Genomic DNA, 11,662 nt, shown 5'->3' on the forward strand with positions numbered 1-11,662 from the left:
GCCACAGCCGCGAGCGGCGCCCACATCCAGGAGCACGGCAGCCGATGACACACTCCCGCGACGACATCGTCCACACCGTCACCGAGATCGTTCACCGCGAGATCGGCATTCCCGTCGAGCGCCTGGCCCCCGATCTGGACCTGCGTGGCGTCGAGGGCGCCGACTCGGTGAAGGTCCTGGTCATGATCTCCCGCGTGGAGCGCACCTACGGGATCGAGATCGAGGACGAGGACGTCTTCACCCTCCGCTCCATCAACGACGTCGTCCGCACCGTCGAGGCGGGACTGGCTGCCGCGGCCGTCTGACGTGGGGTGATCCGCCGGTGGCGGGCACCAGCGGACTCCCTTTCCCACGGATCGCCGAACTTCCGAGTGACCTGAGACACGTAGTACGCATCACATTCACTGAACATCGACGTTGCAGCGCAACGGTGCGGCACCGAAGGCACATCGATGCCGCACCGTTTTCCCAACCTCCTGTTCGCACCGGTTTCCGGAACCGGAGAACTGCCATAGCCTGCCGCCGTGGATGTCCACATCCGGCACCTGCGCTATTTCGTCGCCGTCGCGGAGGAACTGAGTTTCACCGTGGCCGCGCGCCGGTTGTTCGTGTCCCAGCCGGCGCTCAGCAAACAGATCCGCCAGTTCGAGTCGTCCTTTCGGGCCACGCTCTTCGAGCGCAGTGCCCGGGCGGTCAGCCTCACCGAGGCGGGCCAGGCGCTGCTACCCAACGCCCGCCGGGTCATCGCCCAGTGGGAAGACGCTCAGCGTGCGGTCGCCAACGCCGTCGACGCGCAGTACCGCACACTGATCGTCGGCTTCCAGGCCAAGATCGGCCGTGGCCTGATCCCACACGTCACCGCCACCATGGGCGCGGAGCTCCCGCAGTGGCGGCTGCTGTTCCGCCAGATCGGCTGGAGCGACCCGTCGGTGGGCCTCGCCGGCGGCGAGGTGGACGTGGCGCTCGCCTGGCTGCCGGTGCCCGCCCACGGCGGCTTCTCCTGGAAGGTCGTCGCCACCGAACACCGCCTGGTGGCCCTGCCGTCCACCCACCATCTCGCCCCCCGCGCCGACCTCACCTTCGCGGACCTCGCCGCGGACCCCTTCATAGCCCTGCCCGCGCAGGCCGGCCCGCCCCGCGACTTCTGGCTGGCCACCGCCCGGCGCGGCACCCAACCAGCCGTCGCCGCCGAGGCCGCCACCGCCGAGGAGGCCCTCGACGCTATCGCCGCCGGCACGGGCATCGCCCTTCTCCCCGCCGGCCACGCCGACCTGGCCCGCCGCGACGACATCATCCTGCGCCCCGTGCGCGACCTGCCCCCCGCCGAACTCGCCGTCCTCTGGCGCTCCGGCGACGACCGCCCCGCGGTCCACACCTTCACCGCCGCCTGCCACCACCACCTGCGCACGGCAACCGACGCCTGAGCCTCGCGATCCCGGCCCAGCCGTTCGTCCCTCCGCATGGGGCGCGATTCCCTCGTCCCTCCTGTGATAATTACGGGCGAGCAGTCGCACGTCTTTCGGGGGAGACGAAGTGATCTTTTTGGCGCCGCTGATCCATCCTTTTCTTCAGGGGGCCCACGCTGGCTGGCAGCTGTCGAAGTGGCTCACACAGCCGGTCGAACGGCCATTGACTCTGGTCAACTCGACCGCCAAGAACGCCTTCTTCGCTGTCTGTCTCTTCAGCCCAAGCGGAGAGGCCGCCGATACGGTCTCCACCGGCTGGGTGATGGTCGGTCCCAGGACGCGGGAGACGGTGTCGGTTCCGGTGCCACGGGTCGGCTCCCGATGGGTAGCCCTCCACGGGCGATCACGCAAAGGCGTGCGAACCTGGGGTGGCGGCTCGGGAAACGAGAAGCGAAACTTCGATGTCGTCCTCCCTTCCTCCGGTGGGAAGCTGGCCGACGATGCGCGATTCACCGTCGTCGGCCCCGTCTCGAACTCGCCGGAGCTACTGATGAACCAGAACGGTGTCACCCGCCTGGTGACGGTCTCAGGTTCCCTCTTCAAGCTCCAGACCAGCTTCACCTACACCATCGAGTAGACGGTCGTTCTCAAGATCCCGGAGGGATCGAAGAGGGGCTCTGGCCGGAGCGCGGACGGCACCGGCCGTAGCCCCTCTTCCGCTGAGCTGTCAGCTGGTTCCGGCGGTTCGGTAGGCAAGTCCGGAGGCGTTGAGCCGTTCACCATCGCCCAGGCTGTGGACGACCTCGACCAGTTGCGCGCCGCGCTGAGCATCGATCGAACCGCCCGCAGCGACCCGCCACGCCATCCTGACCCACGTTGACCGAAGTCGTCCCGGTTAATCAGTTTGCCGGGAGTAACGGCTGCGGACGTGATTCGATACGACTGGTGATCGTCGGATCACGCTGACGGTCTGGGGCAGTCGCACGCCGGAGGTTGGGATGGCGATCACGCCGCGGTTTCGGCGGGTGGCCGCGTTGCAGCGGCAGTTCGTGGATCGGGAACCTCTCCTGCGGGCGTTCCAGGAGGAGATCGGTCTGGTGCAGGCGGCGCTCACCGACGGCGCTCCTTTTCCGCGCGTGTTGAACGTGACGGGCGTCGGGGGAATCGGCAAGTCGCGGCTGTTACGGGAGCTGCGGGTTCGGGCACCGGAAGGATGGCGCACCGCGTCGCTGGATCTGCAGGTGCCGGCGATGCGGCAGCAGGAGGACGCGCTCGCGGTGCTGCGTGCCGACCTGGGCGGGCAGGGCGTCCGGTTCGATCGGTTCGACCTCGCCTACGCGGTGCTGTGGCAGCGGATTCACCCACACCTGCGGATCAGCCGGGAGACGCTGCCGTTCGTCGAGGAGAGTGGCATCCTCACGGAGATCGTCGACTCGGTGGCCGGCCTGCCGGTGTTCGGCACGGCGCTCGGTCTGCTCAAGGCCGCGGAGAAGGTGACGACGGACGCCCGCCGCCGGCACCGCATTCGTCATGACGAGACGTTGTCGTCGCTGGACGATCTCCCGAACGCCGAGATCGTCGACGCCGTGACCTTCCTGTTCGCCGAGGATCTGCGGGCCGCGTCCGAGAATCGTCCGTATGTGCTGACCATCGACACCTACGAGGCGCTGGTCCCGGAACCGACCCGCTCCGGGCGCACCCAGCTGGCGGACGTCTGGCTGCGGGACCTGATCGCCCAACTCGACCGCGGACTGGTCGTCATCGCCGGCCGGGAACCGTTGCGCTGGGATGTGTACGACGCCGACTGGCGCGGGCTCATTCGTACCCGTCCGATCGACGGGCTGCCGTTGGAGGCGCGCCTCACGCTGCTCGGCACGTCCGGAATCACCGAGGAAGGCGAGCGTCGGCGGCTGGCGGAAGCGAGCGCCGGCCTTCCGTTCTATCTGCATCTCGCGGTCGACACCAGCGGCTCCGGCTCGGACGGCGGCGCCAGCGGACCGCGCCGGGCACGAGCCGCGGCGACCCAGCAGGAGATCCTCCAGCGGTTCCTTCAGCACGTCGGCGCCGAGGAGGTCCGCACACTGGAGGTTCTCGGGGTGGCGAGGATCTTCGATCACGACATCTTCCGGACGCTGACCGCCGCGCTGCAGCTGCCCGGTCACCGGACCGCCTGGGAGTCGATCGCCTCGTATTCGTTCGTCTATCCGGCCGGCGAGCAGCTGCGTTTCCATCAGCTCATGGCCGAGGCGCTACGCGACCTGCTCTCCGCCCCCGCCCGGCTCGAACTGCACCGGCTCCTGCGCGACGCCTGGGCACACCGGGCCTTCGAGGACCCGGAGGACGACGGCCTCACCGGCCAGGATGCGTCCCGCACGGTGGACGGGCGAATGCTGGCCGACCCGGTGGCATTCCAGGAAATGGTCTTCCACGCGTTGCACATCGGGGAGCTGACCGGGGCGGAACTCCTCGACCTGGTCGAGGTCGCGGTGCGCGGCGGTTCCGAGAGCGCCGCCGGCGGAGTGCTGGACGACCTGCGCGACTTCCTCCGCACCCATCCCGACCGGGCCACCCCCGAGTTCGTCCAGACCGCCCAGGTGCTCGACGTCGAGGCGGTCCTGCGTAGCGGCGAGGCCACCCGGGCACTCGAGCTGACGCCGGAGCAGGCCTGGGAGGCCGGCAGCCCGGTCGGCGCCCGGCTCGCCGTCGCGGCCGGCCAGGCGCGCCGCATCGCCGGGCGGACGTCCGAGGCACTCGCGCTCTACACCCAGGTCTGGAGCGGCGACGACGACACCGCCCGGATGAACGCCGGCCTGTGGGCCGCCGACCTGCACATGTGCCAGGGCCGCTTCGCCGACGCCGAACGGTTCGCGGCCGAACTCGACGTCATCGCCGCCCGCCGGCACCCCGAATGCCGCGGTGACGTCGCCCGCCTGCGCCACCTCGCCCACCGGTTCGCCTTCGACCTCGTCGCCGCCCGCCCCTTCCTCGACGAGGCCTCGACCCGCTACCAGACGGCCCGGTCCTACCTCGGCAACGCCAACATCAGAACCAACCGGGCCGAGTTCCTCGCCTTCGCCGACGCCGAGGCGACCTTCACCGAGGCGGACGCCGCCATCGAGGTGCAGACCGAGATCGGCGCCCAGCACGAACTCGGTAAATGCCACACGGCGATTGCCGTCGCCGCCCTGCGCCTGGGCCGTCTCGACGCCGCCGAGCGCGCCTTCGACGACGCGGTCGTGGCCCTGACCCGGGCGGGCTACCGGTCGGGACTCGCCCGCGCCAGCCTGTACCGGGGGGCGCTCGAAGCCCGCCGCGGCCAGCTCGACCGTGCCCGGAGAACCGTGTCCTGGGCGGTCAGCGAACTGGAAGCCGCCGAGGTCTACCCGACGCTGATACTGGCCGCAGGCATCGCGCTGCGAGAACTGGGAATCGAGGACGGGGAGGTGACGCGGGCCTGCCAGCGCGCCGAACGCGCCATCCAGCCACCCACGACGCTCGACGACCTGAAGGGCCGTATCCACGTGTTCGTCCGCGACCTGTTCGGCCTCGACGAGGCAACCCGATGACCCTCCCCGAGCCCGTGGACCCGGCCGCCACCAGCAGCAGCGATTCCGACGAGCTCTACCGTCTGGCTCTGGCCCGCACCGACCGCAGCGCCGGCTTCTACAACCACAACGTACGGATCGACACCCCCGACGGACCGGTCGTCGTGCGCATCCCGATCCCCGGCGCCGACACCATGGACCTCGCGATCTGGCCCGAGGCCGCTGTCGTCCGGGCCATCAACCCGGTCGTCCGGCAGTCACCACGGCTGATCCGTGCCAGCACCGACCCCGCCTACCAGGTGGTCGAGTTCATCACCGGCGATGTCCTCGACGCGGTGGCACCGCGCGGCAAACGGGTCCCGGACCATGTGCTCGGCGACGTCGGCAGCCTGTTCCGCCAGCTCGGCGGGGTCCCGCTCCAGCACCTGCCGGCGCTGCCCGAGGGCTGGCCCGCAGACGGCGACACGGCCACCTTCGCGCACCGACTGTCCGACGTCACCGTGGGCGTCCACACCCGCTTCCGCGACGCGTTCGGCGCCCTTTTCACCGCCCTCGGCTTTCCGTCAGACCCGTTCGAGACGATTCTCGAACGCTGGCACACCCTCTCCCCCCGGCCGTTCCGCCTCCTGCACACCGACATCCACCGCAAGAACATGATCGTCGATGCCGGCGTGACCCATTTCCTCGACTGGGAACTCGCCCTGTGGGGAGACCCCGTCTACGACCTCGCCGTCCACCTCCACAAAATGGCCTACCGGCCGGACGAGGAGGACGCCGCTCAGGCCGCGTGGCATGCCGCCGTCCCCGCCGAATCCGCCGTTCAGTGGACGGCCGACCTCGCGATCTACCTGGCCCATGAACGCGTCAAATCAGCGATCGTCGACACCGTCCGTTACACCAAGCTGATCACCGCCAGATCCGAATCCCCCGCCGCCGAGGCCGCCCTCCTCGACAAACTCACCACCAAACTCACCGCGGCCCACGCCGTCTGGCGGACCGGCCATCACCCCGATCGGCGCGAGGTGGAGCGGCAGGTGCGGCTTCCCCGATAGTCGAGGTCGTCTTCGGGAACGCGCTCGGGCTGGTCCGGGTCCGGGTCAGCCGACGCTGCATGACGTTCCCCGAGATGGCCGCGGTCATCGCTTGGCCTCGCCCTGGTTCATGGCAGCCGCCAATGAACGGCTGTCCCTACGCGACCCTGCGACCAGCCGGCGCGCTACCGATCATGCTGACCTTCGCCAGAGCCGGCCAGATCGAGCTCTTCGCCCCCATTCCCGGCCCTGCTAGCTGACAGCGAGTCCGACCGCAGCATCGCCGGACGCCTGTTCGCTAAACACCGTTGGCGCCCAATCCAGGCCTTAGTTACAGGCCACCCGGCATCGGGATGACACACGTATTCGTATTCGACAGCCCGGTCGCACAAAGTAGCGATCATGGATAGTGTTTCCTCTCGCGGGAAGAGCCGCAAAATCGGAAGTCGCGAGAAAGGGATCAAGAATGCCTCAGCAGGAGCAGCAGCAGCGGCAGCAGATCGAGCAGCAGCTGCGGCAGAACTGGCGGCAGCTGCGTTACCGCGTGCTCGACCAGTTCGGCCAGGTCGGCACGTCGGACATCGACGCCGCTACTGGCATCAACGACCTCATCGCACGGATCGCGGACCGGACGAACCACAGCGAGCGGTATGTCGAGAACCGTCTGCGCGAGCTGGCCGGCGTGGGCGCCGGCCAGGGCAGTGGTTCCGGCGAGCGGTTCGGAGAGGGCAGCCAGGGCCAGCAGGGCCAGCCCTTCGGCTCCTAGGGAAAAGCGGTCCGTCGGACCGGGCAGGCGCCCCGCAGGACGGAGCGCCTGCCCGGATTCACGCGCCGGCCAGTGGGCAGGGGTCGTCGAGGTTCGCCAGCAGCGACCGAAGATCCAGCAGCTCGTCGATGAGACTGGCAGTCGCCACGGTCCGCGGCAGCCTGCGTAGCTCCTTCAACATCGCATCCGTTTCCGACATACTGGGAATGTCGTCTACAGACGATGCCAGCGCGACGATATCGGTCATGGGTCACCCGCCAGTCAGGGATCAGAGGCACGCCGCCTGCTCGGACAGATGCCAGGATTACTCAGACTCACGCGCAATAGTGTACCCACCGCTACGCCGACGCTACAGGTTTACTACACCTACCCCTCGCCCGGCCACTTTCCGTGATGATCGAAGAACTCGTCGACCGTCAACTCGGGCACTTCACCGTCGGCCGGAATTTGCGCTCAGCCTGCCGATCAGCCCGCAGCACGCACCACCGGGAGGGTCACCGCGCTGACTGAGACGTGCGGAACGGACCGGTCATGGTCAGCGCCGAGTACGGCACTGCGTGCTCGCAGCCCTGGCTACTGGGCTGATCGCCAGCGCGGTGGCCGGCTGCTCCCGGTCGTCCTGACCTTCGCCCGGGCAGGCCAGATCGAGCTCTTCGCGACGATCCCCGGACCAGCCAGCTGACCGCCGTCCGGCATGCCGGCGCAGCCACCAGCCCACGAGGGTGCGAGGGTGCGGATTCCGCCGGCCACATCCGTACGACGCGCACAGCGATCGGCTACCGGCTGAACCCCGCGTGGGCCCCGCTGGAGTTCAGGTGGTCCCGGTCGCCGTGAGCCGCACCAGCGCTGAGCGCTGAGCGGCCGTCAACGAGCTCCAGCGTTCGTCCACCGCGGTGGTCACCGCTGCTCGCAGCCGCCGACCGAAAAGCCGTCCGTCGTCGGTGAGGTGCAGCCGGGTGACGCGTCGGTCGTCCGGATCGGTCCGGCGCGCGACCAGACCACGGCGGGCCAACCGGTCGGCCATGCCGGTGATGTTCGTCTTGTCGCAACCAAGCAGCTCGGCCAGCTCACCCAGGGCGGGACGACGATCGCCGAGGGCGCAGAGCAGCTCGATCTGCGCGACGGTCAGCCCCTCCTGGCGCGCGACGGAGGCGAGCACCACCCGCATCTGCCGATGCACGTCCAGCAGGGTGCGGGCGAGATCGTCGGGCTGCCCGGTCGGCTCCACAGGACGGAGCGTACCCGGACAGTTGACATGCTCCACCACATCAGTTGAGGATCTCGATAGACGAGATACTCAACTAACTAGGAGCGGGTGTGGAGCAGGAGCGCAGGGTCGCGTTGGTGACGGGGGCGTCGCGGGGAATCGGCCGGGCCATCGCCGAGCGCCTCGGCGAGACCGGGGCCCGCGTGATCGTCAACTATCGCGCCGACGGTGCCGCCGCCGGCGGCGTCGTGGACGCCATCGCCCGCTCGGGCGGCAGCGCCGTGGCGATCCAGGCCGACGTCACCGACCAGGCGCAGCTGCGCGGCCTGTTCGACGCGACCGAGCAGCGGTTCGGCCGGCTGGACATCGTGGTCAGCAACGTGGGCGTCGCCCGGTTCGCACCCGTGGCCACCACCACGGACGACGACTTTGACGCCTGCTTCACCGCCAACACCCGCGCAGGCTTCCTCGCGCTGCGCGAGGCGGCCAACCGGGTCGTCGACGGTGGCAGGGTCGTGGTCATCTCGTCCGGGGTGACTATCACCAGACGGCCGGGCACCGGCGTCTACGCGGCAAGCAAGGCAGCCGTCGAGCAACTGGCCCGGGTGCTCGCCCGAGAACTCGGCCCCCGGCAGATCACCGTCAACTGCGTACTCCCCGGCGCCGTCCGCACCGACGCACTCGCCGCAGGCGTCCCCGCCGAGACGGTCGACAGAGCGGTCACCGAGATCCCCCTCGGCCGCCTCGGCGAGCCGAACGACATCGCCGACATCGTCGCCTTCCTCGCCTCCGACAACGGCCGCTGGATCACCGGCCAGTCCATCCCCGCCAGCGGCGGCGCCTTCTGACAGCGCTGCGGCTGTTCGCCCGCGCCGGCGATCAGGTCCGCGAGGCGGCGGTCGATGTGACGGCCGCCGTCCGACCTTGCCAGCGGCTCCGGGGTCGTCCGAGTCCGCCGACGTGGCCACGCGGTCGGCTACACGACTCGACCGTGGATGACGCCATGCATGCGCCGCTGCAGTCGCCTGACGTTGTTACGCGGCCCACTCTTGTAGCGTTGCGCTCGGGGCGTCGAGCGCCCGGATCAGCTCGTCGAGACTCGCATCGTCGAGACTCGGATCGAGACCGAAGCACACGTCCATCGGAAAGGTCCCCGCGCTGATGAGACCCGCGGAACCGACCGGTCATGGTCGGCGCCGCGTGCCGACCGCCGTGCTCACCGCCCTGGCCGCCGGGCTGATCGCCAGCGCGGTCGCCGGCTGTTCGTCAACGGGCGGCCCGGTCGCGGTCTCCGGCTCGTCCGCCCAAAGCCAGCCTCCCGCGACGGGTCACACGCTCGCCGTCGGCCGGGCAGGAGCGAAAGCCATCACGATCACAGGTGCCCAGGTCACGCCGCTGGCCCCGGGCACTTCCATCACCGCGAACTCCAGCACCGCCGGACCGTCCGCGAGCACCGCCTCGATCCACCTGGCCATCCACAACGCCGCCGCGGCGGACACGCTGACCGCGGCCAGCAGCGAACTCGGCGGCTCGATCACCCTCGTCACCGCCCCGGGCGACACGCCGACGCGTGGTGTGGCCATCCCCGCCGGCCACACCGTCACCATCGGAGCTCCGGCCGGCCCGCGGCTCCTCCTACGCGGCGCGACCCTCCGGCCAGCCGGCACACTACCGATCGTGCTGACCTTCACCCGAGCGGGCCAGATCGAGCTCTTCGCGCCAATCCCCGGACCGGCCAGCTGACAGCGGTCCGGCACGCTGCCGCTGCCAGCCGGGTGAGGAGCATCTCGGCCGGCAGGTCCGGGGTGACCGGCTCGCCTGCGCGGTCCCGCAGCTGCTCAAGGGCCCGACCACCCAACGGCGTCAGGCGCGTCTCGTCGTCGACCGCACCGAAGTCGGCGAGGACGCCCAGCGCCGCGTCCACCGCCGTCTTCCCTCGGCGGAACGCCTGGAACATCGCGCTGGCGACACCCAGGTCGCCGGCATCCTCGAGCAGCCGGAGCACCGCGCTTTCGATGTCCTCACGACGTGTGGATGGATGATCGGCCAAGACGGCGAGCACCAGCCGGCACGCGGCCGCCCCGCCGCGGCCTCGATGGTCATGCGACTCCGCCAGCAGGACCGCGTCCAGGCCAGCCAGCCACACCCGCAGCGGATCGTCGTCGGCCCCCGGCCCCGGGCCAGCCATCACCCTGACCGCGTCGACCACCAACAGCCTGGCGCTCCGCGCGACCAGCCAGGTGTGGTGCAGCAGTTCGACATCGGCCGCGGACCGCACGCGGCCCGGAAGGTCGACACCCGTTGCCTTCGCCGCCTCAGCGACATCGACCGGCCGCAGCACACCCTTCGCGGTCACCCGCCTACCCGTCGCCCCGACCCAGCGGGCCAGCGCGCGGGCGCGGGACATCACAGCACAGCCGTACGCATCATCGACGAGGTCCCCGCTCATCCGAGTGATCGTACGAGAGGTCCCGCACGGGATCGCGGCCGACTGTGTGGCACCGGTGGGGGATATCGGCAGCACCGATAGTGTCGGCGCCTATGGATGACGCGGACCTCCTGAAGCAGGTATCCCAGCTGCGGGACGCGGGAAGGTCGCCGAAACAGATAGCCCGCGTCCTGGGCATGCCGCCGTCGGCGGTCGCCCGGCTGGTGCGCACGGTCGCGGCTCAGACGCAGGCCGAGGCCGGTGAGCCCGCGGTTGTCGGCTGCTGGGTCAACGCCGGCTGGAGCCGAGGGCTCACTGTCGACCCGTCCCGGGGATGGGTCGACCAGGCACCGGAACCTGACGGCGTCGGCGGGCTGGTCAGCGTGCTGGTCGCTCGCAGGCACCGCTGGGACAGGGTCTCGGTGTGCGGATACCTGGCCGACGTCTACTGCCTCGGGGTGAAGAACGCCTTCGGCCCAGACGTCAAGACCGAGCTCGAGCTGTCGCGGTTCCTGCCGGACTACTTCGCCAGCTACCCGGACGGCTGGCAGGACGCCCCGGGCGACCTGGCGGCCGACCTGGTGTTCGGCGCCGTCGAATATGCCCGCGGCCTGGGTTTCGAGCCGCACGTCGACTTCGCTCCGGCCGCCGGCCATCTGGGTTCGTGGGCGGGCCCGTCAGCCATTACCTTCGGCAGGGACGGCAAGCCGTTCTACATATCCGGCCCGTATGACAACCCCAGCAAGGTCATGAAGACCCTGCAAAGCACGGCCGGCTCACCCCCCGCCTTCAACTTCCTCACCGGAATCGAAGGCTGACAGCCAGAAGGGACTCGTGGCCGCTTCCTGTCCCCTCACCGGTATGTCGCTGCGGGAAAACGCGCCGTCGGCGCCGGCACCGACGGACCTGCCGGCCCACGCTCGAGCACCGGCGGCCCGGCCCAGATCCGGCCCACTCCGCTGGCCTGCTGCGGGCGGTGGCACGGATGCCGGCTCTTGTTCGGGCCGTGAGCTGGGCCTGACACGGACCGGCTGACCTGGGGCTGGAGGAACGGATGCGGCGCGGCAGGTTTCGTCGTGCGCAGCCATCGGTCGTGGTCTGCCAGTTTGGTTGACGCGGGCTGGCCGTGTCCCGGCGAGCTATGCCGCCGGGCTCCCCGCCTGACGGCTCTCACACCGCCTTTTCTCCAACGCTCAGCACGGCAGTGAGCATTTTCAAAGTTGGTTTTTTTAGATTCCTTCCTGTTCCAGGACGAAGACGGCTTGGGTGAATGTGCCGA

General features: G+C 69.7%; 13 protein-coding genes. 9 read left to right on the forward strand and 4 right to left on the reverse strand.

The features are described 5' to 3' along the window. The 3 genes from C1A33_RS12230 to C1A33_RS34135 form a co-directional block, all read left to right on the forward strand. A partial coding sequence (locus tag C1A33_RS12230; protein WP_341477217.1) for an acyl carrier protein occupies positions 1-305 on the forward strand: 305 nt, incomplete at its 5' end. A gap of 219 nt (positions 306-524) precedes the next feature. Continuing rightward, positions 525-1,424: a LysR family transcriptional regulator gene (locus C1A33_RS12235; protein WP_101831643.1), complete on the forward strand. Its 900-nt coding sequence runs from the start codon at positions 525-527 to the stop codon at positions 1,422-1,424. Positions 1,425-1,533: 109 nt separating this feature from the next. Beyond that, positions 1,534-2,043 (forward strand): hypothetical protein, encoded by a 510-nt coding sequence (locus tag C1A33_RS34135; protein ID WP_133150650.1) that lies wholly within the window; start codon positions 1,534-1,536, stop codon positions 2,041-2,043. Between the two features lie 90 nt (positions 2,044-2,133). Here C1A33_RS34135 and C1A33_RS34825 read toward each other — a convergent pair whose 3' ends face one another. Continuing rightward, positions 2,134-2,271: a hypothetical protein gene (locus tag C1A33_RS34825; protein ID WP_165818349.1), complete on the reverse strand. Its 138-nt coding sequence runs from the start codon at positions 2,269-2,271 to the stop codon at positions 2,134-2,136. 133 nt (positions 2,272-2,404) lie between these two features. On the opposite strand from C1A33_RS34825, the gene C1A33_RS34830 reads away from it, so the two are divergent. The 3 genes from C1A33_RS34830 (at position 2,405) to C1A33_RS12255 (ending at position 6,748) form a co-directional block, all read left to right on the forward strand. Further along, positions 2,405-4,972, forward strand: a complete 2,568-nt coding sequence (locus C1A33_RS34830; protein WP_101831645.1) for an aminoglycoside phosphotransferase — start codon at positions 2,405-2,407, stop codon at positions 4,970-4,972. Further along, positions 4,969-6,003, forward strand: coding sequence for an aminoglycoside phosphotransferase family protein (locus C1A33_RS12250; protein WP_101831646.1), 1,035 nt, complete (start codon positions 4,969-4,971; stop codon positions 6,001-6,003). Before C1A33_RS34830 ends, C1A33_RS12250 begins: the two co-directional genes overlap by 4 nt. Before the next feature lie 445 nt (positions 6,004-6,448). After that, on the forward strand, positions 6,449-6,748 hold the full coding sequence (locus C1A33_RS12255; RefSeq protein ID WP_101831648.1) for a hypothetical protein: 300 nt from the start codon (positions 6,449-6,451) through the stop codon (positions 6,746-6,748). A gap of 58 nt (positions 6,749-6,806) precedes the next feature. On the opposite strand, the gene C1A33_RS12260 is transcribed toward C1A33_RS12255, so the two are convergent. Together C1A33_RS12260 and C1A33_RS12265 are read right to left on the reverse strand one after the other, a co-directional pair. Then, entirely contained in the window at positions 6,807-6,995 is a 189-nt protein-coding gene (locus tag C1A33_RS12260; protein ID WP_101831650.1) for a hypothetical protein, read from the reverse strand. A 564-nt stretch (positions 6,996-7,559) separates the two neighbouring features. After that, positions 7,560-7,976 (reverse strand): MarR family winged helix-turn-helix transcriptional regulator, encoded by a 417-nt coding sequence (locus C1A33_RS12265; protein WP_243407462.1) that lies wholly within the window; start codon positions 7,974-7,976, stop codon positions 7,560-7,562. Positions 7,977-8,065: 89 nt separating this feature from the next. On the opposite strand from C1A33_RS12265, the gene C1A33_RS12270 reads away from it, so the two are divergent. Together C1A33_RS12270 and C1A33_RS12275 are read left to right on the forward strand one after the other, a co-directional pair. Continuing rightward, entirely contained in the window at positions 8,066-8,803 is a 738-nt protein-coding gene (locus C1A33_RS12270) for a glucose 1-dehydrogenase (protein WP_101831651.1), read from the forward strand. Between the two features lie 352 nt (positions 8,804-9,155). Continuing rightward, positions 9,156-9,698: a copper chaperone PCu(A)C domain-containing protein gene (locus C1A33_RS12275; protein WP_207770278.1), complete on the forward strand. Its 543-nt coding sequence runs from the start codon at positions 9,156-9,158 to the stop codon at positions 9,696-9,698. Here the strand turns inward: C1A33_RS12275 and C1A33_RS12280 are convergent. Further along, entirely contained in the window at positions 9,643-10,404 is a 762-nt protein-coding gene (locus C1A33_RS12280) for a hypothetical protein (RefSeq protein WP_101831653.1), read from the reverse strand. The genes C1A33_RS12275 and C1A33_RS12280 overlap by 56 nt on opposite strands. 92 nt (positions 10,405-10,496) lie before the next feature. Here C1A33_RS12280 and C1A33_RS12285 point away from each other — a divergent pair, with 92 nt between their 5' ends. Beyond that, complete coding sequence (locus tag C1A33_RS12285) at positions 10,497-11,201, forward strand: helix-turn-helix domain-containing protein (RefSeq protein ID WP_243407463.1); 705 nt, start codon at positions 10,497-10,499, stop codon at positions 11,199-11,201. Positions 11,202-11,662 lie beyond the last annotated feature (461 nt).

Source organism: Frankia canadensis, from assembly GCF_900197875.1.
Classification (GTDB): Bacteria; Actinomycetota; Actinomycetes; order Frankiales; family Frankiaceae; genus Frankia; species Frankia canadensis.

Coding starts and splice junctions, on each gene's coding strand:
- C1A33_RS34825 (WP_165818349.1), bottom strand. CDS start 2,271: ATGGCGTGGCGGGTCGCTGCGGGCGGTTCGATCGATGCTCAGCGCGGC.
- C1A33_RS34830 (WP_101831645.1), top strand. CDS start 2,405: ATGGCGATCACGCCGCGGTTTCGGCGGGTGGCCGCGTTGCAGCGGCAG.
- C1A33_RS12250 (WP_101831646.1), top strand. CDS start 4,969: ATGACCCTCCCCGAGCCCGTGGACCCGGCCGCCACCAGCAGCAGCGAT.
- C1A33_RS12255 (WP_101831648.1), top strand. CDS start 6,449: ATGCCTCAGCAGGAGCAGCAGCAGCGGCAGCAGATCGAGCAGCAGCTG.
- C1A33_RS12260 (WP_101831650.1), bottom strand. CDS start 6,995: ATGACCGATATCGTCGCGCTGGCATCGTCTGTAGACGACATTCCCAGT.
- C1A33_RS12280 (WP_101831653.1), bottom strand. CDS start 10,404: ATGAGCGGGGACCTCGTCGATGATGCGTACGGCTGTGCTGTGATGTCC.
- C1A33_RS12285 (WP_243407463.1), top strand. CDS start 10,497: ATGGATGACGCGGACCTCCTGAAGCAGGTATCCCAGCTGCGGGACGCG.